Genomic DNA, 25555 nt, shown 5'->3' with positions numbered 1-25555 from the left:
GATTCTCCTCGGTTGTCGTGCGGTGGATGGTGCGTCAGTAGAGAGCGGGCGGCAGGCCGGTGCGCGCGATGTCCTCGGCACAGCGGCGCACGGCGGTGACGAATCCGGGGATCTTGTCGTCGGTGAAGCGCACGGTGGGCCCGCCGATCGCGAGCACCACGGGGCGGGCGGGCACGCGGGTGCCGTCGCTGTCGTCCGGCCGGATGGGCACCGCCAGGCCGGTGTTGCCGGGTTCGCGCTGCCCGTGGGAGATGGCCCAGCCGTCGGCGATGGCGGCGGCGACCCCGCGGCGCAGCGGCGCGGCGGCGCCGGGCGTACCCGAGTGGGCGGCGACCCGGTCGATCAGGACGTCGCGCTCGTCGGGGGCCTCGAGGCCGAGCAGCACGTAGGCCGCGGAACCGACCGACAGGGGCAGTTCGTCGCCGGGGCGCACCACGTGGCGCAGCGTGTTGGGGCTGGGCGCCTGACCCACCACGACACGGCAGAGTCCCTTGCGCACGTACAGGCTCACGGTCTCGCCGGTCTCGGCGGCGAGCGCCCGCATCCGGGCCAGCGACGGCTCGGGAACCGTCCACGCCGCCGCCGAGAAGGCCGCCAGGCCGATGAGCCGGGTGCCGACCCGGACCTGCCCGTCGGGGCCGGACTCCAGGACGCCCTCGGCGGCGAGTGTCTCGACCAGCCGAAGTACGGTCGTCCTCGGCAGGCCCGTCTCGCGCACGAGCTCGGCCACACCGAGCGACATGCGTTCGGGCGAGAACGCCTGCAGCACCCGGAAAGCGCGACTGACGGCGCGGATTCCCCCGCTGTCACCGTCCGCGGCGGTGGACTTCATCCCCGGCCCTCCTCGTCGAAGCGCGATGTTTGCGTCCCGCCTACGGTAACTATACCATCAGGCGGTCATTCATGTCCGCTAGATGGACAGTCACCGATTGTTCAACCTGGTCACAAGGGAGTGATCGTGCAGAGAAAACGTGTCGCTCTCGGGGTCCTCGGGGCCGTGAGCACACTGGTGCTCGCGGGGTTCGCCGCCGTCGACGCGAGCGAGTCGACCTCGGGTGCTACGCCGAGATCGAAACTCACGATCATGGCGCCCGCCGCGCCCGGCGGCGGCTGGGACCTCGCGTCACGCGAGTCCCAGCAGGCGCTGCGCAGTGCGTCGATCGTCAACAACGTCCAGGTGGTCAACGTGCCTGGCGCGGGAGGCACGATCGGTCTCGGGCAGTTCACCGAGATCGGCGCCGACCCGACGCAGCTGATGACGACCGGCACCGTGATGGAGGGTGCGATCACGGCGAACCGCTCGCCGGTGGATCTGCTCGACACCACGCCGATCGCGCGCCTGGCCGACGACTACGAGGTGCTGATCGTCCCCGCCGACTCGCCGTACAAGACGCTCGAGGACTTCCTCGAGGTGTGGCGGGAGAACCCGCACGGCCACGCCATCGGCGGCGGTGCGCTCGGTGGCACCGACCACCTGCTGACCGGGCTGGTCGCCCGTGAGGCCGGGATCGACCTCGGCCAGCTCAACTACGTCTCCTTCGCCGGCGGCGGTGAGGTGCTCACGTCGCTGCTGTCGAGGACGGTCGAGGTGGGCGTCAGCGGCTACAACGACTTCCGCGACCAGATCGAGGCCGGCAATCTCCGCGCGCTGGCGGTGTCGGCCGAGGAGCCGGTGCCGGGCATCGACACCCCGACGCTGATCGAGCAGGGCGTCGACGTCGCGCTGCCGAACTGGCGTGGCGTGGTCGCCCCGCCGGGCATCAGCGACGGACAGCGCCAGGAGCTGATCGACATCGTCGGCGAGATGGTGCGCACCCCGGAGTGGGCCGACGCGCTGAACCGCAACAAGTGGGTCGACAGCTTCCTCGCCGGAGACGACTTCACCCGGTTCATCAAGGAAGACCAGGCCAGGGTCGACGCGATCATCGAGGAGCTGGGACTGTGACCGTCACCGACACCAGGCCCGAGCGGACCGCGACCGCCGACGGTTTCCTGCGCCGCCGCACGGGACTCGTGTTCCCGCTGCTGCTGCTGATCACCGGGATCGCGCTGGGCATCGGCACCCTCACCATGGAGGTGCCCGACAACACCGCCTCCCCGGGACCGCAGCTGTTCCCGACGATCATCGCCATCGCGTGCGTGGTGTTCGCCGTGCTGCTGGCCGTGGACGTCCTGCGGCGCCCCGAACCCGCGCTCGTCGCGACGCCGGGGTCCACAACGGACACCACGCCGACCGCCACCGACACCGACACCCCCACCGCTGAGGACAGCGACGACACCCCCGTCGAGGAACCGCCTGCGACGCGCCCGCGGAGCAACTACCGCGCGTTGTTCGGGGTGGTGGGCACGATCGTGGTGTTCATCGCGGTGCTCAACCCGCTGGGCTGGCTGATCTCCGGCGCCTGGCTGTTCTGGGGCATCGCCCGCGCGCTCGGCAGCCGTCGCGTGGTGTTCGACCTGTTCCTGGCCGTGGCGATCTCCTCGATCGTGCAGCTGGCCTTCTCGGCGGGACTGGGCCTCAACCTGCCCCCCGGCATCCTGGCGGGAGTGTTCTGATGGAGTCACTGTCCAACCTCATGGACGGTTTCGCGACCGTCCTCACCCCGATGAACATGCTCTGGGTGTTCATCGGCGCCCTGCTCGGCACCGCCGTGGGCGTGCTGCCCGGCCTCGGCTCGGCGATGGCGGTGGCACTGCTGCTGCCCGTCACCTTCTCGCTCGACCCCATCGGCGCGTTCATCATGTTCGCCGGGGTGCTCTTCGGTGGCCTCTTCGGTGACTCGATCGCCGGCATCCTGATGAACACCCCCGGCAACAGCACCGCCATCGCCGGATCCATCGAGGGCCATCGCATGGCCAAGAGCGGACGCGCCGCCCAAGCACTGGCGACCTCGGCCATCGGCGCGTTCATCGGTGGCATCATCGCCGCCACCCTCGTGGTGTTCTTCGCGCCGTCACTGGCGGAGCTGGCCACCCTATTCGGCCCCGCCGAGTACCTGGCGCTGGCCATCTTCGCGTTCGTCGCGATCTCGGCGGTGGTCAGCGACTCCGTCATCCGCGGGCTCGCCGCGCTGGTGATCGGTCTCGCGATCTCGCTCGTCGGCATCGACGGCGCCTCCGGCGCGGCACGCTTCACCGGCGGGCTGCCCGAACTGTTCGACGGCGTCGACATCGTCGTGATCACCGTCGGCCTGCTGGCGCTGGGCGAGGTACTGGCCATCGCCGCCCGCCGCGGCACCCCCGAGGACACCGGCATTCTCCCCTCCACCGGCCGCTTGTGGTTGTCGCGCACGGAGTTCCGTCTCGCGCTGCCCGCCTGGCTGCGCGGCACCGCCATCGGTGTCCCGTTCGGCATCATCCCCGTCGGCGGCTCCGAGGTCCCCACGTTCCTGGCCTACGGCACCGAGCGCAGGCTCGACGCCCGCAGGCGCAAGCCGATGTTCGGCAAGGGCGCCATCCAGGGTGTCGCGGGTCCCGAGGCCTCCGGCAACGCCACCGCCGGCACCGCCATGGGCGCCCTGCTGGCACTGGGCCTGCCCACCTCGGCCACCGCCGCGATCCTGCTGGCGGCCTTCCGCCAGTACGGCCTGCAACCCGGACCGCTGCTGTTCGAACGCGCCAGCGAGCTCGTGTGGGCGCTGCTGGCCAGCTTCTTCATCGGCATGGTCGTGCTACTGATCCTGAACCTGCCTTTCGCGCCCCTGTGGGCCAAGCTGCTCAAGGTCCCCCGGCACTACCTCTACGCCGGCATCACCGTCTTCGCGATGCTCGGCGTCTACGCCACCAGCTCCAAGATCCTCGACCTCGTGCTGGTGCTGGCCATCGGCCTGCTCGGCTTCGGCATGCGCCGCTACGGCATCCCCGTCGCGCCCGTGCTCATCGCCGTCATCCTCGGCCCGCTCGCCGAGACCGAGTACCGCCGCGCCATGGCCGTCAGCGAGGGCGACCCCTCCGCACTCGTGTCCAGCCCGATCTCGATCACGCTCTACAGCGTGCTCCTGCTCACCGTCGCCGGACTGCTCTTCCAGCGCGTGCGCACCCGTCGTCGACAGAAAGCGTTGGTATGACAGCGAACTCGGCCACCCCGGGCCCCCTCGCGGGGGTCCGGGTGCTCGACCTGACCAACGTCCTCGCCGGGCCCTACGCCGGCTACCAGCTGGCGCTGCTCGGCGCGGACGTCATCAAGGTCGAGGTCCCGCACGGCGGCGACCTCGCCCGCAAGCTGGGCTCCTCGGCCGAGCTGAACCGGCGGGAGCTGGGCGCGTCGTTCCTGGCGCAGAACGCGCAGAAGCGCTCGCTCACGCTCAACCTCAAGTCCGATCAGGGCAAGGAGGTGCTGCGCAGGCTGGTCGCGAGCGCGGACGTCCTGTGCGAGAACTTCCGGCCCGGGGTGCTCGAGCGGCTCGGTTTCGGCTGGGACGAGCTCAAGCGCCTCAACCCGCGCCTGGTCTACTGCGCGATCTCGGGCTTCGGGCAGACCGGCCCACTGCGCGCGAAACCCGCCTACGACCAGATCATCCAGGGCAGCTCGGGGATGATGAGCGTGACCGGCACGGCGGAGACGGCGCCGTTGCGGGCCGGCTACCCCATCGCGGACACGCTCGGCGGGCTCGCGGCGGCGTTCGCGATCTCGTCGGCGTTGCTCGGCAGGGAACGTTCGGGCGAGGGCAGCATGATCGACGTCTCCATGCTGGAGACGGCGGTGACCGCGATGGGCTGGGTGGTCTCCAACCACCTCATCGCGGGCCAGCAGCCACGCGCGCTCGGCAACGACAACGGCACCGCGGCACCGTCGGGTACCTTCCGCACCGCTGACGGCGAGCTCAACATCGCCGCCAACAAACAGGAGCAGTTCGAGCTGCTGTGCCGGATCATCGGCCGTCCCGAGCTGGTGAGCGACCCGCGCTTCGCCGAGCGCGAGGCACGCAAGACGCATCGCGCGCAGCTCACCGCGGAGCTCGAGGTCGCGCTCACCACGCGCGACGCGGCGCACTGGGAAGAGGAGCTGAGCAGCGCGGGCGTACCAGCCGCGGCGGTGCTCAGCGTGCCGGAGATGCTGGCGAGCGCTCAGATCCGCGCCCGCGAGCTGGTGCACGAGCTGCCCTTCCCCGGACACGAGGACGCGGAGCCGCTGCGGGTGCTCGGCAACGGCATCCGCCTCGACGGCGAGCCGAGCAGGCCGCGGCTGTCACCACCGATCCTGGGCCAGCACACCGACGACGTGCTCGCCGAGCTCGGCTACGGCGCCGACGAGATCGCCCGACTGCACGAGGAGAAGGCCGTATGAGCGAGGGTCCCACCGTCGACGACACCACCGCGTGGTGGTCCACCGCGATCACCCGTATCGCGCCGGGCGAGATCGAGCTGCGCGGCTACCCGATCGAGCAGCTCATCGGCAAGCTCGACTTCGTGAGCACCGTGTGGCTGCTGACCACGGGCGGGCTGCCCACGGCCACGCAGTCGCGGCTGCTGGAGGCCGCGCTGGTCGCCAGCGTCGACCACGGCCCGCAGGCACCGTCCATCGCCAGCGCGCGGATGGCCGCCACCTGCGGGGTGGGGCTCAACTCGGCCGTCGCCAACGGGGTCAACGTCCTCGGCGACACCCACGGCGGAGCGGGACAGCAGTGCGTCACCCTGCTCTCCGAGCTCGTCGCGACGGCCGCGCAGGGGCGCGACCTCGGTGAGGTGGCCGACGAGGCCGTGGCCGGCTACCGCGCCCGCAAGGCCTTCGTTCCCGGGTTCGGACACCGCTTCCACCCGCGCGACCCGCGGCGCGACGTGCTGCTGGGGCTCGTGGAGGAGGCCGTCGAAGCCGGTGAGGTCTCCGGCGACTACCTGCGCGCGGGACTCGCCGTCGAGAGCGCGCTCGCGAAGGGCAGGCGGGCGGTGCCGATGAACATCGACGGCGTCACCGCCATCGTCTACGGCGAGCTGGGCGTGGAGCCGGAGCTGGCACGCGGCTTCTTCGTGCTGGCCCGCTCGGTGGGCATCCTCGCCCACGCCTGGGAGGAGAGCCGCTCGGGCCGCAGAGTGAAGGGCCCGTTGCCGCCGCCGCTGCTGGCCGGCTACACCGGCGAGCCGACGCGCCCGTTCACCGGGGACTGAGCCGGGCGGGAATCACCGGAGGCCGTCGCGGGTTGGTACTCCACAGCAACACCGGCCGTGACGAAAGGAACCGTTCCATGCCGCTCGAGGGTGTCTACGAACCGGGCTCGCTGGCGTTCGCCGCCGACCAGGTGGCCGTCTACGAGAACTCCGGCGGGACGAAGGGCGTCACTCAGAACGGGTTACCGGTCATCGTCCTGACCACCGTGGGCAAGAAGTCGGGCAAGCTGCGCAAATCGCCGCTGATGAAGGTGGAGCGCGACGGCGTCTACGCCGCGGTGGCGTCGCTCGGCGGCGCGCCGAAGAACCCGCTCTGGTACCACAACGCGCTGGCCGACCCCCGGGTCGAGCTGCGCGACGGCACCGAGGTGCGCGACATGGTCGCCAGGGAGGTCACCGGCGAGGAGCGGCAGCGGTGGTGGGACCTCGCGGTCGAGGCCTTCCCCCAGTACGCCGAGTACCAGCGCAAGACCGACCGCACGATTCCCGTGCTGGTGCTGGAGGACGCGCCCGCCCCGCACTGACTCACCCGGCCTCCCTCGGGCTCGCACCGGCGAGCCCGAGGGAGGGCTCGTCCGTTTCGTAACTGTTTGTGTAGCCTTACCTAATGCAGGCGAGGTATCGCGGCCCCCTGGCCCCCGTCGTCCAGGCGTGTGCCGAGCTCACGTTCGCACCGCTTCCGGTGCTGCTCGACGAACCGCCTGCCGACTCTCCCGGCACCCGCTGGTGGCGGCTGGACCACCTGGTCGACGACGGCATGATCGGCCCCGCCTTCGACGCCTTCCGCGAACTGCGGGGCCCCCAGCAGATCAGCGCCGCCGCCGTGCACTTCCTCAAGAGCCTCGCCCGCGAGCTGATCTTCCTCGCCGCGGCGGGTACCTACCTCTCCGAACGCTCCGCCGAGCTGCGCCCCGACGTCGTCTGGCTGCCCGCCGACGAGCGGAACCTGCTCGGCGAGGTGCACGTCGTCAGCCCGCGCGTGGCCGTGCGCGACGCCCACGCCGAACCGGGCACCGTCCCCGTCTCGGACGAGCACGAGCTCGACGAGTGGACAAGCGTACTTATGCTGAATCTGTTCGGACCGGTGATCGACGCGCTCAGTGCGCACACCCGGGTCGGACGCCGCACGCTGTGGGGATACGTCGTGGACATGCTCAACTTCTACATGCTGAACCCGGCGCGCAAACGCGGCGACGACCTGGACAAGGCATGGAGGAGGAGCGAACGGCTCACCACCGCGTTGCTCGCCGCGGGCGCCCCCATCCGCACGGGACCACGGCTGTTCTGGTTCGAACCCGAACGGCCGCGCGGCGCCTGGGCGGTGCGAGGCACCTGCTGCCTGGACTTCCGTGCCGACCCCGAGCACGGCTACTGCATCACCTGCCCACTGGAAGACGACACCGTGCGCAGGACCAAGTTCGCCGAGGCCTTCAGCGACTGAGTCCTGCCGCACCCCGCTCTGGGAGGACCTCTGTGAGAACACCCGCTTCCCCACTGGGAAGACGCACGGTACTGACCGGCCTCGGTGCCGGCCTGGCGACGCTGGGACTGAGCGCCTGCGGCCCGCGCGACACGCCACGTGAACAGTCCACAACGGACACCAAGGCCGTGACGCATCCCTACGGCGAGGCCGATGTGCCGCGCTCACCTCGGCGGGTCATCGCGCTCGATCCCGGCCAGGCGATGCAGGTGGCACTGGAGCACGGCATCCCGCTGGTGGCCTCGGCCACGCTCGACGCGGAACCACCGGTGCCGGGCTACCTTCCCGGAGGGAAGCGGGAGTTCGAGCACCTCGGCTTCGGCCAGGTCGACGTGGAACGGCTCGCCGGGTTCGATGCCGACCTCGTGGTCGGCAACACCGCCTCGCTGCAGGACAACTACGACGCGGTGGCCGGACTGGCGAGCACCGTCGCCTACGCCAACACCCGCGACGCCGTGGAATGGCACGAGTCCGCGCTCACGGTGGCCGGGATCTACGGCGTCCGCGAGGCACAGCAACGGAAACTGGACGAGTACCGCGATCGGGCCGAGCGGTTCAAGAACGACAACGCGGAGCTGCTGGCGGACAAGAAGGTCGCGCTGCTCCGGTTCACCACCGACGAGCTGCGCATCGTCACCGACTCGATCATCTTCCCGTCCCGGATCCTCACCGACGCCGGGGTCCGGCGCACCGAGTCCAGCGCGCCCGAGCAAGCCGAGGACACCTACACCAGTCTGTCCCCGGAACAGGTGAGCAGGCTCGCCGACGCCGACGTGCTCATCCACTTCAGCGGTGGCGGCGCGTTCGAGGGCGGCCAGGTCTCCAGCACGTTCCGCCGCTACACCGAGGGCGAACTGTGGCGGCGGCTGCCGGCAGTGCGCGCGGGCAAGGTCTTCGAGGTGCCGCGGGTGTCCTGGTGGGACGGCGCCTCGGCGTCCGCGGCGGGCGCGCTGCTCGACGACCTGGAGCGGCTGGTCCCCCGGTTCGCATGAACAGCGGGTGAGCGGCCGCGACTCCGGCCGCTCACCCGCTCGCCGCCGGGCGCCGGCTCCAGTGCCGTCCGAGCAGCGTCGCCAGGTACACGCCGCCGAGCACGCCCGTGGCGACGCCGACGGGCAGCTCCCCGGTCGGGAACAGCTGCTGTGCGGCCACATCGGAGCCGAGCAGCAGCACGGCGCCGACGAGTCCGGACCCGACCAGGCTCGGGCCCGCGGAGCGCAGCAGCCGCCGGGCGAGGTGTGGCGCGGCCAGCGCGACGAACGCGACCGGACCCGCCGCCGCGGTGGCCGCGCCGGCGAGGCCCACGGACACGGCGAACAGCTGCAGCCGCGTCTGTCCTACCGGGACGCCGAGACCGGTGCTGAGCTCGTCGCCCAGTTCGAGCAGCGAGAGCCTGCGCAGCAGCAGTACCGCCACGGGAACCAGCACCGCGACCGCGATCGTGCCGATGGTGACGTGGTCCCAGGTGCGGTCGAGCAGGCTGCCGGTCAGCCACACCGCGGCGCGGAACGCGTCGTCGACCTCGGCCGAGACCAGCAGATAACGGTTGAGCGACATCAGCAGCGCGCCGATGCCGATTCCGACCAATACCAGCCGGTGTCCCGGCACTCCCCTGCGGTAGGCGAGCAGGTAGACGAGCGCCGCGGTGACGAACGCACCCGCGAGCGCGCTCAGCGCGACGGCGAGCGCGCCACCACCGAGCACCAGGATCTGCACCAGCGCACCGGTCGCGGCACCGCCCGCGAAGCCGAGCACGTCGGGGCTGCCGAGCGGGTTGCGGGACAGGCTCTGCAGGATCGCGCCGCTCACCCCCAGCGCGGCACCGACCAGCAGGGCCGTGAGCACCCTCGGCAGCCGCACCGTCCAGAAGACGTAGTCCACTCCGGACGGACCGGGCTCACCGGCGAGCATCCCGAGCGCCTCGCCGAGCGAGATCGGCAGCTCGCCCACCGTCAGCGCGTACCCCGTCAGGGCCAGCAGCAGGAGCGCGAGCAGCCCGCTCGCCGTGGCGGGCCGGGTCGCGTAACGCGCCGACAGTCCCGCCGCGCGCACGGTTCTGGTGCTCATGCGGCTGCCCTCCGGCGCCGGACCAGCGCGACGAACAGTGGCGCTCCGACGATCGCGGTCAGGATGGCCACCCGCAGCTCGCCGGAAGGCAGCACCACGCGGCCCACCACGTCGGCGAGCAGCACCAGCACCGCGCCGAACACTCCGGCGTAGGGCAGGACCCAGCGCTGGTCCGGTCCGGTCACCGCGCGCGCCAGGTGCGGCGCGGCCAGCCCGACGAACCCGATCGGTCCCGCCGCCGCCGTGGCCAGACCGGCCAGCACCAGCACCGAAACACCCACCAGCACCCGGGTACGCAGCAGCCCGACACCGAGTGCCGTGCCCAGCTCCTCCCCCAGCGCGATCGCGTTGAGCCGCGGGCCCAGCGAGAGCGCCAGGACGGTCCCGGCGAGCAGGAACGGCAGCAGCTGCCAGACCACGCCCAGCTCGGGTTTGGCGATGTCGCCGACGATCCAGAAGCGGTACTCGTCGAACGCCTTGGGGTCGAGAAAGACCATCGCCTCGGTGGCCGAGACCAGCGCCGCGCCGATGGCGGTGCCGGCGAGCGCGAGGCGCACCGGCGCACCGCTGTCGTCGCCCCTGCCTCCGATCGCGTAGACCAGGGTGGTGCTGAGGGTGGCCCCGAGGAAGGCGAACCACACGTAGCCGGTGAAGCTCCCGATGCCCAGGCCCACGATGGCGACCAGCACGCCGAACGCGGCGCCCGCATTGATGCCGAGCACGCCGGGGTCGGCGATCGGGTTGCGCGTCAGTGACTGCATCAGCGCGCCGGCGAGCCCGAGCGCGATCCCGACGCAGATCCCCACCACGGTGCGTGGCATCCGCAGGTCGTGCACGATGATCGCCGGTTCGCTACGGTCGTCGGCGACCAGTACCCGCAGCACGTCGCCGAAGGCCACCGGTTCCGATCCGGTCAGCAGGCTCAGCACCCCGCAGCCCAGCAGCAGCGCCACGGCCGCGAGTAACCCGATGGCCAGTCGCACGGGCCGGGACCGCGCCCGTCGCACCCGATCGCTCCGGGCGCCCCCGATCCCCACCGTCACACCTGAAGGTTAGGCCACCCTGGCAACCTCCCGCGACGGCGGTTCGCGCCGCACCCGCTCACCGTCCTACGTGGACGCACCGGCCGCTCAGCCGAGGGTGAACGGGTCGCGGGTACCGCCGGTGAGCTCCACCCACACGGCCTTGTCCTCGGTGTAGGCGTTGATCGCGTCGATGCCGTTCTCCCTGCCCAGGCCCGAGGACTGGAACCCGCCGAACGGCACGCTCGGCGCCACCACGCGGTAGGCGTTGATCCACACGCTGCCCGCCCTGATCCTGGCCGCGACCCGGTGCGCCCGGTGCACGTCCTTGGTCCACACCGCGCCCGCGAGCCCGAACCGGGTGTCGTTGGCCAGCGCGATCGCCTCGTCCTCGCCGGAGAACGTCAACGCCGACAGCACCGGCCCGAAGACCTCCTCGCGCACGATCGTCGACCCGGGTCCGACCCCGGTGAGCACGGTCGGCCGCACGAACAGCCCGCCCAGTTCCGCCGCGCCGCCCCCGCAGGCCACCGTGGCGCCCTCGTCGCGCGCGGTGTCGAGGTAGCCGAGCACCTTCTCGTACTGCGGCGCGTTGGCGACCGGGCCCATCTCGGTCTCCGGGTCGAACGGGTCGCCGAGCCGGATCGCCGAGGCACGCTCGGCCACGAGCCGGACCAGCTCGTCGTGGACGTCGGCGTGCACGATCAGCCGGGAACCCGCCATGCACGTCTGCCCGGTGGCCGCGAAAACCCCCGCGATCACCCCGTTGGCCGCGGCTTTCAGGTCCGCGTCGGGAAACACCACCTGCGGCGACTTGCCGCCCAGCTCCAGCGTCACCGCGCTGAGGTTGTCGGCGGCGGCCCTCGCCACGGCCCTGCCGGTGGCCGTCGAACCGGTGAACGCGACCTTGTCCACCCCGGGGTGCGACGCGAGCCGCGCGCCGGTCTCACGAGACAGCCCCGCCACCACGTTGACCACTCCGGGAGGGAACCCGGCCTCGGCCACCAGGTCGCCGAACGCCAGCGTCGCCGCCGGGGAGTGCTCGGAGGGTTTCACCACCACGGTGCAGCCCGCCGCCAATGCGGGTGCGAGTTTCCAGGTCATCAGCAGCAGCGGCGAGTTCCACGGCGTGATCGCGGCGACCACGCCCACGGGCTCCTTGCGCGTGTAGACGAGGTAGTCGGGATTGGGCGACGGGATCTGCCTGCCCTCGAGCTTGTCGGCGAGGCCGGCGAAGTAGTGGAACCACGTGCCCAGCCCGCGCAGCTGCCCCAGCATCTCGCGGTAGAGCTTGCCGGAGTCGTACACCTCCAGCGTGGCGAGGCGTTCGGCGTCGCGGGTCACGAGGTCGCCGAGGCGCCGCAGCAGGGCGGCTCTGGCGAAGCCGGTCAGCGACGCCCACTCGCCGGTCAGCGCGGCGCGGGCCGCCTCGACCGCGGCGTCCACGTCCTCGGGACCGCCGTCGGGCACCATCGCCCACGGCCGCCCGGTGTAGGGGTTCTGCGACTCGAACGTCGCTCCCGAACGCGCCTGCGCCGGTTCGCCGCCGATCGTGAGGTGGAAGCGTTCGAGCTCGGCCATGTCGCCCTCCTGCGCGTGGTCACCGCGGCGCGCGGCCGGTGGCACCCGCGCACGCACCCGTCACCGCACGCTACCCCGCCAGGTGTCCCGGGTGCTCGAGCGCGACTCAGTAGTAGAGCTCGTAGATGATCACGGCCAGCACGATCGCGAACACGAGAACGCCGACCGAGATCAGCGCCGCGGCCAGGAACACCCTGCGCTCGATCCACGGCACCAGCCCGGGGAACTGCTCGCCGAGCTGTTTCGCGGTGACGACGTGGCCCGGGTCGGGGCCGTACACGGGCACGCGGAGCTCGGCGACCAGCCGGTCCAGGTCGGCGCGCGCGTAGAGCGTGTCGTAGAGGCGCGCCACCTTGTTCCCGCTCCGGTCGACGACGAACACGTTGTGAATCGGGCCGCTGCCACCACGCGGAGGCGGGGGCAGGGTCGCCCGCACCACGGCGCCGATCTCCGCGCGGGAGGTACGCCGGGTCCCGAACAGCGCCGTCGTACCGAACTCCGTGTGGGTCAGCGTCACCCGCGCCCGCTTCTGGTACAGCACGACGAGAGCGAAGAAGGGCGCCAGCAGTCCCGCGACGCCCGCCATCACCCCCGGCGCGCTGGACCCCACGGCCGCGATGCCGAGGACGCCCACCGCCAGACCCATGACCGCCACGGTCCGCACCATGCTGCTGCGCGACGGCGTGATCTCCACGAGCGGGGGCGGCCCCGCGACGATTCCGCTCATGGCCCCGATCTCCTCATGCCCTGTCCACCGACCGTCCTCATCGGACGTCCACCGTCACGCTCCGGTTCCGCCTGCGCGCGCGAAAACCGGACATCGCGACCACAATACGCAGGGGCCGGAACGCTCAGTCGCCGTAGGGGTCGTCGGCGGCCGAGTGGTGGTCCCAGCTCGACGCCAGCGCGGGGTCGATGATCGCGAACCGGGTGCCGAGCGGGTCGGACAGCACGGCGACCTTGCCGAGCGCGTTGGTGTAGGGGCGAAAGCGCAGGCGCGCTCCCGCGGTGCGCGCGGCGTGCAGGGTGCGGTCGAAGCCGATGTCGGGGTCCACGGCGAAGTGCGCGATCCAGCGAGGCGGCACGTCGGCCGGGGTGTCCCTGGCCATGCGCACGCGGCCCACCACCGAGTGCTCGCCGCTGGAGTAGACGACGTAGTCGAGCGTCCTGGCGTCGCCGAACTGGGTCTGCTCGTAGCCGAACAGGCTGCCGAAGAACCGGTCGGCCAGCGTGGCGCTGCGCGTGACGAACTCCAGCCAGATCAGCGCGCCCGGCACACCCGCGGTGAACGGCCGCGCGCCCACGGGCTGCAACAGCCCGAACGTGGCCCCGGACGGGTCGTCGACGAGCACCTTCGAGCCGACACCCGGCACGACCTCGGTCTGGCTCTGCAGCAGCGTTCCGCCGAGCTGCTGGGCGTGGCCCGCCGTCGCCACCACGTCGTCGGTCGCGAGGTACACGGTCCAGTCGATCACCGACGTGGTGTGCCTGCGGAACCCGGCGACGGGCTCGCCGAACAGCAGCGCGATCCAGTAGTCGCTGCCGGGCGCGGCCTGGGTGAACTGCCAGCCGTAGACGTCCTGGAAGAACCGCATCGACCGGTCCAGATCCGGTGTCGCGAGCTCGACCCAGCACGGCGTGCCCGGAGCTTCGTACATTCGCGTCCCATCCTCCCCACGGGCCCGCGGGAGCGCGGGCATCGGACGATCATGGTGTCACCACGCCGCCACGCGCCACCGGCCGTCCGGCTGATCCTCCGGCCACGGACGAGCCGGGAACCGGACATTCGAAGCACAGCACCGGAAAGGGGGCCGGAGTCTCGGGGAACACCCTCCGGTCAGGACCGCACGCGCACCTCGAAGAAGATCGGCCGGTAGCCGGGCAGCAGCTCGCGACCCGAGTCGTCGACCATCTTCCAGCGCACCTTGCAGTCGGCGGGCGCGGTGGCGGGCGCGCGCACGGTGACGGTGATCTGCACGTGCTCCCGCGGGGCCGTGTCGGTGACCGGGATGCGTTCCGGCGTGCGGCAGTCGTCCTGGCCGATCGGCAGGTCGATGCGCTGGAGATGGCGCTGCCGCCACTCCACCGAACCGGTGTTCTGGAGCTCCCACACCTTGACGAACTGTGAACCGGGACGGACCTCGGTGCCGTCGGGAATGGTCACGTCGCCGACGAACCGCGTCGCGTCGCCGGGATGCAGCGAGCCGCTCGCGGCGGCGACCGACTGCTCGGAGGGTGGCTGATCACCCGGGTTCGCCACCAGGACCACGACCACGGCCACCAACGCGACGACCACGGCCACCAGACCCGCGGTCACCGGAGCCGAACGCCACCACGGACGCGGCCGCTCCGGAGTCCCGGCGGCCGGGACGGGCACGCCGACAGCGTCCCTTGGTGCGGGCAGCGGGGCGGCCCGCACCGCTGCCGCCGGTTCCGCCGGTTCCGGGTCATCGGCCGTCCGGGGCTCGCCGATGTCACCACTGTCGGCCGAACCGCAGGTGCCGGCGCCGTCGGCGAGGGCGTCCCGGGTGCGCTGCCAGCGGGCGTGCCACTCGTCCTCGTCCCCGTCGCAGGCCCGCACGAACTCCCGCACGGTCTCCCACGGCTGCAGCCGGTGACCGGTGACGGTGAGGTGCAGGGTCGCGTGTGAGACGGCTCCGGACTTCGACGCCATGCGGCGAAACGACGGATCGCCCGCCCGCTCGCGTAGCCGCCGCAGCGAAGCCACGAACTCCTCGAGGGCCGCCGGCCGCTCCACCATCTTCGGGCTGGGCACGCTGTCCTCCCCGGGCGTACCAGTGCTGGCGACCACGCGAACGCGCCGCGGATCCGTCGGGTTGACACGGCCGGATCGTCACTTTCCGTGTCGGGTTGGATCCTAACACGATAGGACGACAGTCGGTGCCCTGAACAGGCAAAACAGCGGTGTCAACCCAGGTGGGGCCGCTGTCAGACGGCCACGATCTGACGTCAAGAAGATCGAATGCGGGGTATCGGACGCCGCTCGGGCCTGGTCATGGTTGTACCCACCGCCTCCACCCGACGGGAAGGACCGGCCCGATGACCACGCTCCGCTCCCGGCTCGCCATCGCGGTCGCGCCGGCCCCGATCCGCACCGGGGAGGGATACCGCCACCCGTAGTGAGCGCGTTTTCCGGCCACGTTCCGGCACGACAGTCCTGGAGGAACCCATGCCCCTCGTCCGATCCGTCACCGCGGCGGGCGCCGTCGCCGCCACCACCCTCGCCACGATGCTGACCACGGGCGCGGCCCCCGCCTCGGCGGCGCCCAACTACCAGATGCCGTTCACCTGCGGCTACACCGCGACCGCCGCCACCTTCGACGGCCACAACCCGGCCAACTCGGTCGACTTCCAGAAGAGCGGCATCACCGGTGACCCGGTGCTCGCCTCCGCGGGGGGCACCGTCTCGGTCGTCGGCGACGAGGGCGGCACCAGCTACGGCAAGTGGATCGAGATCGACCACGGCGGCGGCCACACCACCCGCTACGCGCACCTGTCCGCGCAGGAGGTGTCGAAGGGCCAGAAGGTCTCGCTCGGCACGCGGATCGGCAAGGCGGGCGCCACGGGCGGCGTCACCGGGCCGCACCTGCACTACGAGCAGCGCCAGAGCGGCACGGCCACGCGCGTCACGCTCGACGGCAAGGCCGTGACCTACCCCGGCAAGACCGAGTTCACGAGCAAGAACTCCTGCGACGGCGGCAGCGGCAACCCGCACACCCCGCAGGAGGTCTGCGGGTCCGGCTACTCCGTGATCAACAAGCACGCGCTCGGTAAGGCGGGCACCGTCTACCTGCTCTACAACGCGGGCAACGGCAAGAACTGCGTCACCACGCTCAAGCAGAGCTCGCTCGACAAGAAGAGCCCGGCCTCGGCGTTCCTCGAGGTCGAGGGATCCACCCGCGCCACCGACTCCGGCGACTTCACCTACTACGCGGGCCCGGTGAGCAAGGCCGCCGCCGGCCAATGCGTGAAGTGGGGCGGCTCCGTCGGCTCGGAGAAGTTCACCAGCCCGTTCGAGCACTGCGACTGACCAGGCCGCCGACACCGAGGAGGAACTCTCATGCGCACGCTGACCGTCGCCGCGGCGATCACCGCGTTGACCGGCGCCGCACTCACCGGGGCCGCGAGCCCCGCCGAGGCCGCACCCACGGTGAACATGGAAGCCGTGGTCAAGGCCGCGATGTGGGACCCGTACAAGAGCGACCAGTCCGTGACGCCCGGCTCCGGCGACAGTGTGAAGCTCGTCGAGCAGGCGCTCGCCGACAAGGACCTGCTGGACGGCAAGTACGTCGACGGGCACTTCGGCACCACCACCGTGACCGCCTACCAGGAGTACCAGGAGTCGCTCGGCCACACCGGGCTCGCCGCCAGCGGACTGCCGGGCAAGGGATCGCTGACCGAACTGGGCACGGGCAGCTACACGCTCAGCGCGGCGATCACGGTCGGTTCGAAGACCACGATGGACGGCAAGACCGTGAACACCCGCACCGCCGACATGGTCAAGGCCGCGGAGCGGCGCTCCGGCGAGGACTTCACCGTCACCCAGGGCTCCTACAACGCGGGCGGCGTCGGAGCCTCCGGCGGCACGCACGACGGCGGCGGCGCGGTGGACCTCTCCGTGCGGGGGCTCTCCGACACCGACGCGGCCGTGAAGGCCCTGCGCGAGGTCGGCTTCGCCGCCTGGCACCGCACCGAGAGCCAGGGCGACTGGGCCGCGCACATCCACGCGATCGCGATCAGCGACACCGACATGTCGCCCGAGGCACAGGCTCAGGCGGGCGACTACTTCGAGGGCCGCAACGGGCTCGCCAACAACGGCAAGGACGACGGCCCCCAGGTGACGAAGGTGACCTGGGAGGAGTTCCAGCGCGGCTGACACAGGACCGGCGAGCGGGGCGGGTGCCGAGGGGGCACCCGCCCCGTCGGCATACTGTCGCCCGTGAGCCATCCGCCGTGGGACGCCGATGCTCTCGCCGCGCGGCTGCGCGCCGGTGAGCCGGTCGAGCTCCTGCTCTTCCGGGGACACCGTCCCGAGCCCGACGGGCGGATCGGCCCCGGCTGCCTGAGCCAGTGGTGGCCCGCTCCCTTCGCCGTGGACGGGCAGCGGTTCGCCACCGCCGAGCACTACATGATGTGGCGCAAGGCGAGGCTGTTCGGCGACGACGTCTCCGCGGCGGCGATCCTGGACGGTCCGGACCCGGGAGAGGCGCAGCGGCTGGGCCGCGCGGTGGCCGGGTTCGAGCAGCAGCGCTGGCACCGCGACCGGTTCGCGATCGTGGTGGCCGCGAACGTCGCGAAGTTCGGCGCGGACCCGGAGCTGCGCGACTTCCTGCTGGGCACCGGCGACCGGGTACTGGTCGAGGCCAGCCCGGTCGACCGGGTGTGGGGCATCGGTCTGGCCCCCGACGATCCCCGCGCAGGCGACCCCGCGCGCTGGCGCGGGCTGAACCTGCTGGGCTTCGCCCTGTGCCACGCGCGCTCGCTACTGTCCGAACAGGACTGCTCCCCCGGCGTTCAGCGCGCGCTGTAGGAGTGCGCGCCCGCGCCGGCGAGCTTGCCGCCGTCGACGATCAGGTACTCCTCCCTGATGGGCCTGCCGCCCAGGAAGCACTCGAGGATCTCGCGCGTGCCCGCGGCGTAGCGGGCCTGAGCCGACAGCGAGCTGCCCGAGATGTGCGGCGTCATGCCGTGGTGCGGCATCGTCCGCCACGGATGGTCGGCCGGCGCCGGCTGCGGGAACCACACGTCGCCCGCGTAGCCCGCCAGCTGACCCGAGCGCAGCGCCCGCACCACCGCGTCGCGGTCGCAGATCTTGCCGCGCGCGGTGTTGACGATGTAGGCGCCGCGCTTCATCCGGCCGATCATCGCGTCGTCGAACATGTGCTCCGTCTCCGGATGCAGCGGGCAGTTGATGGTGACGACGTCGCACACGCTCACCATCGACGCGACGTCGGGGTGATAGGTGACGCCGAGTTCCCGCTCGGTCTCCTCGGGCAGCCGGTGCCGGTCGGTGTAGTGCAGGTGCACGTCGAACGGCTTGAGCCTGCGCAGCACCGCCGACCCGATGCGGCCCGCGGCGACGGTGCCGATGTGCATGCCCTCGACGTCGTAGGAGCGGGACACGCAGTCGGCGATGTTCCAGCCGCCGTCGAGCACCCACTGGTGCGAGGGCAGGTAGTTGCGCACGAGCGACAGGATCATCATCACCACGTGCTCGGCGACGCTGATGCTGTTGGAGTAGGTCACCTCGGCCACGGTGACGCCGTGCTCGATCGCGGCGGACAGGTCGACGTGGTCCGAGCCTATCCCCGCCGTGATCGCGAGTTTCAGCTTCGGAGCCGTGGCGATCCGTTCCGCGGTGAGGTAGGCGGGCCAGAACGGCTGGGAGATCACCACGTCGGTGTCGGGCAGCTCCCGGTCGAACACGGAGTTCTCGCCGTCCTTGTCCGACGTCACGACCAGCTGGTGACCTCCTGACTCGAGGAACCGGCGCAGGCCCAGCTCGCCCGACACGCTGCCGAGCAGCTCACCGGGCACGAAGTCGACGGCCTCCGGGCTGGGCACGGTCTGGCCGCCGGGATAGTGGTCCACGGCGGGGATGCCGTCGCGGGCATAGGCGGGCGGATACCCGCTCACGGGGTCGTCGTAGAGCACGCACAGGACTTTGACCATGATGGCGGACCTCCGATCGGATGTTGTCGCTGGATCACGACTGCCCCTCGGCCGACAAGGCCTCGCGTTCCCTGCGGGCCCGCCGCAGGTGTTCTTCGGGAGTGACGACGTCGGCGGGAGGCACGAATGTGAAGTACTTCGACGCGCCCTTCAGCAACAGGAACGTGAGGGTGCCGAAGCAGAACGGCAGGGTCAGCGCGGGCAGGCCCCACGGCACGAAGATCGACGCGATCGCGCCGAACAACACCGCGGTGAAGATCGCGCACAACACCCCGAGCAACGCCGAACGCCAGGTGAGCACGAAGAACACACCCGCGATCGCCAGCGCCGCGTCGAACGAGTTGAAGCCCCACAGTCCGTTGTAGATCTGCACCCCGTCGGCGCCCAGCGCCATGCCCGTGAGCATGCCGACCGCGGAGCCGACCAGTGCGAAGCCGGCCGCGATCCGCGAGCAGAACGCGATTCCGACGATGATGAGCACCCCGGCGAGGAGGCTGTTGAGGAAGAACAGCTGGCCGATGCCGCGGAAGATCGCGTTGATCACCGCCACGGCGTCGGTGTCGCCCACGGCGCTCGCGCTCTCGCGCAGCGCCGTCTGCACCTCGGGCCCGGTCACCGCGGGTGCTCCCGGCTCGACCAGGTCCCCCAGGTGTCCCCGGCTCAGCTGCAACGCGCTGACCAGGAACAGCAAGGTGACGAAGTTGAACGGCAGCGTCAGCGGCGGCACACCCCACGCACCGCCGAACACCGAGCCGAGCGCGGCCATCAGTATCGACGACGCCGCGCTCAGCACCACGGTCCACACGATCACCAGCACGTCCCACTGCGGCGACAGGAACAGGCCCAGCGCGAGTCCCACGAGCACACCGTTGAACCCGAACAGCCCCGCGTGGATCGCGCCGCGGTCGAATCCGAGCACCAGCGCGGTGAGCGTCGAGGCGAGCACCCCGATGGTGCCCGAGAACCCGAGGTACGGCTCGTGGGTCCACGCGGCCGCGAGGATGAACGCGCCGGTGATCGGGCTGTTCATGAACACGACCTGCCCGATGCCCCGCAGGCAGTACTCCAGGAACCCGACGATGGGGATCCGGAGCACCGCCTGGTCGAACTCGGGCATCGTGCCGTCCACCCAGTGCAGCGGGCCGTGTGCCGGTTGCGCTGTTGTCATGACCGTCTCCTCCGGCGGCGGACCGGCGGCTCAGAACGAGGCCGTCGGCACGCTCGGCCCTGGGGCGACCTGCTCCGGCCCCGAGGCCGACGGACGCACGTCGACGTCGAAGATCGCGGTGGGCAGATACACCGTGGAGCACGAGTTCGGAATGTCCACGACTCCGGAGAGCCTGCCCTCGATCGGCGCCGAGCCCAGGATCATGTAGGCCTGGATGCGGCTGTAGCCGAACTTGGTGAGGTAGTCGATCGCGTGCAGGCACGCCCGCTGGTACGACAGGTGCGAGTCGAGGTAGTGCTGCTGACCGTCGAGCGTCACCGACGTTCCGGAGAACGCGAGCCACTCGCTGTACTGCGGATCGGTGTTGCCGGGCAGGAAGATCGCGTTCTCGGACACGCCGTAGGTGTCCATCCCGCCCTTGATCAGGTCGACGTGCAGGTCGAGGAACCCGCCCATCTCGATGGCGCCGCAGAAGGTGATCTCGCCGTCACCCTGGGAGAAGTGCAGGTCCCCCATCGACAGGTTCGCGCCGTCGACGAAGACGGGGTAGAACACCCGCGTTCCCTTGGTGAAGTTCTTGATGTCCTGGTTGCCGCCGTTCTCTCTCGGCGGCGCGGTGCGAGCGGCTTCGGCGGCCACCCGGTCGAAGTCCGCCCCGGTGAGAGTGCCGAGGATCGCCGAGTCCGCGAGCGGTGGCAGGGCCAGTGGCGGCACCCGGCCGGGATCGGTGTCGATGAGCGCCTGTTCGCGCGCGTTCCACTTCGCCAGCAGAGCCGCCGACGGAGCGGTGCCCATCAGGCCGGGGTGCACGATCCCGGTGTAGGACACGCCGGGGATGTGCCGGGACGTGGCCGTGCCGCCCCGGAAGTCCCAGATCACCTTGTAGGCGTCGGGGAACCACTCGGTGAGAAACCCTCCCCCGTTCTGCGTCGCGAACACTCCGGTGTAGCCCCAGCCCTGTCCCGCGAGCGGGCCCGAGTCCTCCTGCGGAATGGGGCCGACATCGAGGATGTCGACGATCAGCAGGTCGCCGGGCTTCGCGCCCTCGACCGCGATCGGCCCGCTGAGCACGTGCACGCCCGGCAGCGGTGCGTGCAGCACGTCCTCGGCGGAGTCGTCATTGTGGATGGCGCCGTCGAACCACTCGCGGCAGTCGACGCGGAACACGTCGCCCGGGCTCACGTGCACCTGGGCCGGAATCTCGCCGTGCCAACGGTTGTGGCCGACGATCCGCTGGTCGGTGAACTTCTTCGTCGAGTCGAGGGGAAACACAACTGGCGGCATGGCATCTCCTGACCGAAAGCGGAAGGCCAGGCCGGCCTTCCGGCGACGACCCGAGGTCCGGCGCGGGGCTAGGGCCTCGGCAGGTGCCGCAGCGCGGGGTTCGGAACCTGCGCTGACGCGCGGCGGCGGCGTGCGGGCGGGGCGGCCACGACGGCGGGCTCGTCGCGGGACTTCTGGGTCTCGTCGATGGCCGCGATCAGGCTCCGGGAGCCCAGTGACAACGCGGGCGCGGTGAAGACCCTCACGGATGCGCCGTCGCAGACCGGGCAGCGGGCACTGGGCTCCGCCGTGCCGATCGGCAACCGAACGTCGAATCCGCCGTCGCGCTCGCACCGGTACCGATACGTCACCATCGCGGCCTCCCTCCCACCAGGTCCCAGCGGGCCCGTTCGACAGCGGGCGGTGGCGCCCCTCGCGCGGGCCGGAACACTCGCCGCGGCGCGGTGCCCCCGCGGGCGCCGCAGCGGGACGAACGCTACCGCCGGACGGGATGGGGCGACAACGACAACACCGCCCACTTGAAAAACCGACACTGCCGCTGACCTGCGGAGATCACTATCCGACAAGGGTATACACATGATGAATACTTCGTGTGTATAGTTCCGCTCAGCGGGGGCTCGATCCACAGGGAAGGAGAAGCCATGTCGGTGTCACGCACCTTGCTGGCGCTGCTCGAACCGGGGCCGCGGCACGGCTACGACCTCAAGCGCGCCTACGACGAGCAGTTCGCGCAGGGCAGGCAGCTCGCCTACGGACAGGTGTACTCGACGTTGTCGCGGCTGCTGCGCAATGGTCTGGTCGAGGAGGCGGGTGTCGAGCACGGCGCCGGGCCGGATCGCAAGCGGTACACGATCACCGACGCCGGGGTCACCGACGTCGAGACGTGGCTGGGTACGGCCGAGAACCCGGAGCCGTACCTCCAGAACACGCTCTATACCAAGGTGGTGCTGGCTCTGCTGTCCGGCCGGAGCGCCACCGAGGTGCTCGACACCCAGCGCTCGGCGCACCTGAAGGTCATGCGCGAGCTGACCCGGCGCAAGACCGGCGGCGATCTGGCAGACCAGCTGATCTGCGACCACGCCCTGTTCCACCTGGAGGCCGACCTGCGGTGGCTGGAGCTGACCGCGGCCAGGCTCGACGCGCTCGCGGAGGTGGTGCGCCCATGACCGGACCGTTGCTCGTCGGGCGGGACCTGCACAAGACGTTCGGCGCCACCCAGGCGCTGCGCGGGGCCGACGTGAGCGTGCGCGCCGGTGAGGTGCTCGCGGTCATGGGGCCCTCGGGCTCGGGCAAGTCCACGTTGCTGCACTGCCTCGCCGGCATCGTCACCCCGGACTCGGGCTCGATCGAGTACCAGGGCCGGGACCTGGTCGCGATGAGCGACGCCGAGCGCAGCGCGTTGCGGCGCACCGACTTCGGGTTCGTGTTCCAGTTCGGCCAGCTGGTGCCGGAGCTGACGTGCCTGGAGAACGTGGCGCTGCCGCTGCGGCTCGGCGGAGTCAAGCGCAAGGTCGCCGAGGCCAAGGCCCGGCAGTGGCTGGAGCGCGTCGAGGTCGGCGAGCTCGGTGCCCGCAGGCCCGGTGACGTCTCCGGCGGGCAGGGCCAGCGCGTGGCCGTGGCCAGGGCGCTGGTGGGCGATCCGCAGGTGGTGTTCGCCGACGAACCCACCGGCGCGCTGGACTCGCTCAACGGCGAGACGGTGATGCAGCTGCTGACCGAGGCGGCCCGCAGCGCCAACGCCGCGGTCGTGCTGGTGACCCATGAGGCCCGCGTGGCCGCCCACTCCGACCGCGAGATCGTGGTCCGCGACGGCACGGCCACCGACCGGGAGCTGGTGTCATGATCCGCGATCTCCTGCTGGGCCTCCGGCTGGCCGTCGGGGGCGGCCGGATGTCAGGGCAGGCACTGCTGCGGCTGTGCATGACCACGCTCGGTGTCGGCCTCGCCGTCGCGATCCTGCTCCCCGCCGCCTCCGCGACCACCATCGCCAACGAGCAGTCGGCCAGGTCCGCGGGGCAGACTCCGCTGACCGAGCCGGTCTCCGGGGTCGACCCGCTGTACCAGCTGGACTGGTTCATCGAGACCGGCGACCGGTACCTCCAGGCCGTCGTCGTCGCACCGAGCGGGCCGGACACGCCGATCCCACCCGGTCTCGACCGCATCCCCTCCCCCGGTGAGGTCGTCGCCTCCCCTGGCGCTCTCGACTTCTTCGACACGCCCGAGGGCTCCACGGCCAGGGCGCGCATCGGGGGCGAGGTCGTCGGCGAGGTCACCAAACCGGGCCTGGGCATGGCCAACGACCAGGTGGTCTTCGTCGGCGCCGAGCCCGAACGGCTGGCGGGCGAGGAACGTGTCCAGGAGGTCTACTCGTTCGGTGTCCCGCCGAGCGGAGGACTTCGCGACGTCACCATGGTGGCGCTCGTCTCGACAGTCGCGGTAATCCTGTTGCTGCCCCTGCTGATCTTCGTCACCTCGGCGTCGCGCATGGGTGCGGCGCAACGGGAACGCAGGCTCGCCGCACTGCGGCTGCTGGGCGTGAGCGCGCGGCAGGTCCGCCGCATCGCCGCGGCCGAGTCACTGGTCGGCGCGCTGGCCGGACTGGCGCTGGGCGGCGGGCTGTTCGTGGCACTGCGGCCCCTGATCGCCGACCTGGACCTGTTCGGCGTGCGGTTCTTCGCCGAGGACTTCGTGCCCGCCTGGCCGCTGGTCGCGCTCATCGTCCTGGTCGTGCCCGGCCTCGCCGTCGGGGCAGCGATCTTCGGTCTGCGCCGCACCATCGTCGAGCCACTCGGCGTGGTCCGGCACGGCAAACCGACCCGCAGGCGCATGTGGTGGCGCTGGGCCATCACCGGCGTGGGCGCGCTGCTGCTGGGCAGCACGCTCTTCACCGAGGAACGCTCCGGTGGTCCGGAGGTCGGCGTGGCGCTGGCCGCGGGCAGCGCCCTGCTGCTGATCGGTGTCGCGGCGCTGCTGCCGTGGGCGGTGGAGAAGACGGTCGCCCGCCTGCGGGGCGGGTCGCCGTCGTGGCAGTTCGCCGTGCGCAGGCTGCAACTGGAGAGCGGGACGGCCAGCCGGGTCGTCTCTGGGCTCGTCGTGGTGCTGGCAGGCTCGATCCTGATCCAGACCCTGGTCGGCGCCATCGGCTTGACCGAGCCACCGGGCGGAACCTGGCGCTCGCAGACCCCGGTCGTGGCCGAGGTCTCGGGTGAACGCGCCGACGAGGCGCTGCCGCTGCTCGAGGCCGAGCCCGACGTGGCGGCGGTGCACGAGATCACCATGTCGCCGCTGAACGTGGGCGCCTACCAATCCAGTGCCACGGTGGGCCTGGTCACCGGCGACTGCGCGGCGCTGGCCACACAGGCCGAGGTCGGCGACTGCGCCGACGGAGACGTGTTCGCCGTCGGAACCAGCGCCGCCACGGGCGGCGACACGGGGCGCTTCGTCTCCTACTCCGACAGCGGACCCGTCTTCGGTCCGGAGTGGACGGTTCCGGACGAGCTCCGGCACATCCCCGCCGAGAGCGCCTCAAGCCTCGCGAGCTCGACGCTGCTCGTCACTCCGGGCGCGCTGGAGACGCTGGGCGGGGCCACACCACCCGAGGCCTCCGAGCGCGCGTACTTCGCCACCACCACCGGTGATCCGAAGGCGGCGTTCGTATCGGCGGCGACGGCACTGAGCCCGCTGGGCTGGGAGGCCGACATCCGGCCGCCGATGGGACTGTTCGACTCGGTGCGCATCGACGAGTCGACGGCCGCCATGCGGGGCATCATGCTCACCGCGTCGCTGTTCGTGCTGGCCGTGGCGGCACTGTCGCTGCTGCTGCTCTCGGTGGAACAGACCACCGAACGGCGCCGTCCGCTGGCCGCGCTGTCCGCGGCCGGAGTCCCACTGCCGGTGCTGGCCCGCGCCTCGTTGTGGCAGAACGCGATCCCGGTGACCGTGGGGGTGGTGCTCGCCGTCGCGGCCGGCATCGGGATCACGCTGCCGACGCTGCGCTACGGCGGGCTGGAGTTCAGCGTCGACGCCGGGCTCATCGGCGTGGTGTGCGGTGCGGCGGTGCTCGCCGTGCTCGCGGCCACCGCGGTCACCCTGCCACTGCTGCGGCAGGTGACCAGGTTGGACGGTCTGCGGGCGGAGTAGGGAGACGACGGCGGT

Annotated in this window: 25 protein-coding genes; 14 read left to right on the top strand and 11 right to left on the bottom strand. The window is 71.4% G+C overall.

Annotated elements, in window-relative coordinates:
* Positions 1–34 precede the first annotated feature (34 nt).
* Positions 35–832, bottom strand: a complete 798-nt coding sequence (locus JHE00_RS25660) for an IclR family transcriptional regulator (protein ID WP_200322661.1) — start codon at positions 830–832, stop codon at positions 35–37.
* Positions 833–958: 126 nt separating this feature from the next.
* Here JHE00_RS25660 and JHE00_RS25655 point away from each other — a divergent pair, with 126 nt between their 5' ends.
* The 8 genes from JHE00_RS25655 (at position 959) to JHE00_RS25620 (ending at position 8577) form a co-directional block, all read left to right on the top strand.
* Positions 959–1945 (top strand): Bug family tripartite tricarboxylate transporter substrate binding protein, encoded by a 987-nt coding sequence (locus JHE00_RS25655; RefSeq protein WP_200322659.1) that lies wholly within the window; start codon positions 959–961, stop codon positions 1943–1945.
* Positions 1942–2556 carry a tripartite tricarboxylate transporter TctB family protein gene (locus JHE00_RS25650; protein WP_200322657.1) on the top strand — a complete coding sequence of 205 codons (615 nt, stop codon included), beginning with the start codon at positions 1942–1944 and terminating at the stop codon, positions 2554–2556. Before JHE00_RS25655 ends, JHE00_RS25650 begins: the two co-directional genes overlap by 4 nt.
* Positions 2556–4067 (top strand): tripartite tricarboxylate transporter permease, encoded by a 1512-nt coding sequence (locus JHE00_RS25645; protein ID WP_200322655.1) that lies wholly within the window; start codon positions 2556–2558, stop codon positions 4065–4067. The genes JHE00_RS25650 and JHE00_RS25645 overlap by 1 nt, the downstream gene beginning before the upstream one ends.
* Positions 4064–5287, top strand: a complete 1224-nt coding sequence (locus JHE00_RS25640) for a CaiB/BaiF CoA transferase family protein (RefSeq protein ID WP_200322653.1) — start codon at positions 4064–4066, stop codon at positions 5285–5287. The genes JHE00_RS25645 and JHE00_RS25640 overlap by 4 nt, the downstream gene beginning before the upstream one ends.
* On the top strand, positions 5284–6105 hold the full coding sequence (locus tag JHE00_RS25635) for a citryl-CoA lyase (protein ID WP_200322651.1): 822 nt from the start codon (positions 5284–5286) through the stop codon (positions 6103–6105). The genes JHE00_RS25640 and JHE00_RS25635 overlap by 4 nt, the downstream gene beginning before the upstream one ends.
* A gap of 77 nt (positions 6106–6182) precedes the next feature.
* The gene (locus JHE00_RS25630; protein ID WP_200322649.1) at positions 6183–6629 is read left to right on the top strand and encodes a nitroreductase family deazaflavin-dependent oxidoreductase; all 447 of its coding nucleotides are present in this window, start codon (positions 6183–6185) and stop codon (positions 6627–6629) included.
* Positions 6630–6712: 83 nt separating this feature from the next.
* Positions 6713–7546, top strand: a complete 834-nt coding sequence (locus JHE00_RS25625) for a (2Fe-2S)-binding protein (RefSeq protein ID WP_200322647.1) — start codon at positions 6713–6715, stop codon at positions 7544–7546.
* A gap of 32 nt (positions 7547–7578) precedes the next feature.
* Positions 7579–8577 carry an ABC transporter substrate-binding protein gene (locus JHE00_RS25620; protein ID WP_200322645.1) on the top strand — a complete coding sequence of 333 codons (999 nt, stop codon included), beginning with the start codon at positions 7579–7581 and terminating at the stop codon, positions 8575–8577.
* A gap of 31 nt (positions 8578–8608) precedes the next feature.
* Here JHE00_RS25620 and JHE00_RS25615 read toward each other — a convergent pair whose 3' ends face one another.
* The 6 genes from JHE00_RS25615 to JHE00_RS25590 form a co-directional block, all read right to left on the bottom strand.
* Positions 8609–9652, bottom strand: coding sequence for a FecCD family ABC transporter permease (locus JHE00_RS25615; protein ID WP_200322643.1), 1044 nt, complete (start codon positions 9650–9652; stop codon positions 8609–8611).
* Entirely contained in the window at positions 9649–10695 is a 1047-nt protein-coding gene (locus JHE00_RS25610) for a FecCD family ABC transporter permease (RefSeq protein WP_307832100.1), read from the bottom strand. The genes JHE00_RS25615 and JHE00_RS25610 overlap by 4 nt, the downstream gene beginning before the upstream one ends.
* A gap of 87 nt (positions 10696–10782) precedes the next feature.
* On the bottom strand, positions 10783–12255 hold the full coding sequence (locus tag JHE00_RS25605; RefSeq protein ID WP_200322641.1) for an aldehyde dehydrogenase: 1473 nt from the start codon (positions 12253–12255) through the stop codon (positions 10783–10785).
* Positions 12256–12361: 106 nt separating this feature from the next.
* The gene (locus JHE00_RS25600; RefSeq protein WP_200322639.1) at positions 12362–12982 is read right to left on the bottom strand and encodes a hypothetical protein; all 621 of its coding nucleotides are present in this window, start codon (positions 12980–12982) and stop codon (positions 12362–12364) included.
* Positions 12983–13106: 124 nt separating this feature from the next.
* Positions 13107–13913: a VOC family protein gene (locus JHE00_RS25595; protein ID WP_200322637.1), complete on the bottom strand. Its 807-nt coding sequence runs from the start codon at positions 13911–13913 to the stop codon at positions 13107–13109.
* A 179-nt stretch (positions 13914–14092) separates the two neighbouring features.
* Entirely contained in the window at positions 14093–15031 is a 939-nt protein-coding gene (locus JHE00_RS25590) for an NBR1-Ig-like domain-containing protein (RefSeq protein WP_200322635.1), read from the bottom strand.
* Positions 15032–15445: 414 nt separating this feature from the next.
* Here JHE00_RS25590 and JHE00_RS25585 point away from each other — a divergent pair, with 414 nt between their 5' ends.
* From JHE00_RS25585 to ybiA, 3 genes are all read left to right on the top strand, one after another.
* A complete protein-coding gene (locus JHE00_RS25585; RefSeq protein ID WP_200322633.1) occupies positions 15446–16306 on the top strand; it encodes a M23 family metallopeptidase in 861 nt (286 codons plus the stop codon).
* 30 nt (positions 16307–16336) lie between these two features.
* Positions 16337–17152 carry a peptidoglycan-binding domain-containing protein gene (locus JHE00_RS25580; protein ID WP_200322631.1) on the top strand — a complete coding sequence of 272 codons (816 nt, stop codon included), beginning with the start codon at positions 16337–16339 and terminating at the stop codon, positions 17150–17152.
* Positions 17153–17215: 63 nt separating this feature from the next.
* Positions 17216–17806, top strand: a complete 591-nt coding sequence (ybiA, locus tag JHE00_RS25575; RefSeq protein WP_200322629.1) for a riboflavin biosynthesis intermediates N-glycosidase — start codon at positions 17216–17218, stop codon at positions 17804–17806.
* On the opposite strand, the gene JHE00_RS25570 is transcribed toward ybiA, so the two are convergent.
* The 4 genes from JHE00_RS25570 to JHE00_RS25555 all read right to left on the bottom strand — a co-directional run bounded on the left by JHE00_RS25570 (position 17791) and on the right by JHE00_RS25555 (position 21753).
* Positions 17791–18948 (bottom strand): NAD-dependent formate dehydrogenase, encoded by a 1158-nt coding sequence (locus tag JHE00_RS25570; RefSeq protein ID WP_200322627.1) that lies wholly within the window; start codon positions 18946–18948, stop codon positions 17791–17793. The two genes, ybiA and JHE00_RS25570, sit on opposite strands and share 16 nt — an antisense overlap.
* A 34-nt stretch (positions 18949–18982) precedes the next feature.
* Complete coding sequence (locus JHE00_RS25565) at positions 18983–20116, bottom strand: urea transporter (RefSeq protein WP_200322625.1); 1134 nt, start codon at positions 20114–20116, stop codon at positions 18983–18985.
* Between the two features lie 30 nt (positions 20117–20146).
* On the bottom strand, positions 20147–21400 hold the full coding sequence (gene fmdA / locus JHE00_RS25560; RefSeq protein ID WP_200322623.1) for a formamidase: 1254 nt from the start codon (positions 21398–21400) through the stop codon (positions 20147–20149).
* 68 nt (positions 21401–21468) lie between these two features.
* Positions 21469–21753 (bottom strand): FmdB family zinc ribbon protein, encoded by a 285-nt coding sequence (locus JHE00_RS25555; protein ID WP_200322621.1) that lies wholly within the window; start codon positions 21751–21753, stop codon positions 21469–21471.
* Positions 21754–22041: 288 nt separating this feature from the next.
* Between JHE00_RS25555 and JHE00_RS25550 the strand changes: the two genes are divergently transcribed.
* From JHE00_RS25550 to JHE00_RS25540, 3 genes are read left to right on the top strand one after another with little or no spacing between them, the layout of a single operon-like run.
* Positions 22042–22566: a PadR family transcriptional regulator gene (locus tag JHE00_RS25550; protein ID WP_200322619.1), complete on the top strand. Its 525-nt coding sequence runs from the start codon at positions 22042–22044 to the stop codon at positions 22564–22566.
* The gene (locus JHE00_RS25545) at positions 22563–23243 is read left to right on the top strand and encodes an ABC transporter ATP-binding protein (RefSeq protein WP_200322618.1); all 681 of its coding nucleotides are present in this window, start codon (positions 22563–22565) and stop codon (positions 23241–23243) included. Before JHE00_RS25550 ends, JHE00_RS25545 begins: the two co-directional genes overlap by 4 nt.
* The gene (locus JHE00_RS25540) at positions 23240–25540 is read left to right on the top strand and encodes an FtsX-like permease family protein (protein WP_200322616.1); all 2301 of its coding nucleotides are present in this window, start codon (positions 23240–23242) and stop codon (positions 25538–25540) included. Before JHE00_RS25545 ends, JHE00_RS25540 begins: the two co-directional genes overlap by 4 nt.
* The last annotated feature ends 15 nt before the right edge of the window (positions 25541–25555 follow it).

Origin of the sequence: Prauserella cavernicola, assembly GCF_016595675.1 — a bacterium.
GTDB classification, from domain to species: domain Bacteria; phylum Actinomycetota; class Actinomycetes; order Mycobacteriales; family Pseudonocardiaceae; genus Prauserella_A; species Prauserella_A cavernicola.
This window is presented reverse-complemented; position numbering and strand designations above follow the sequence as displayed.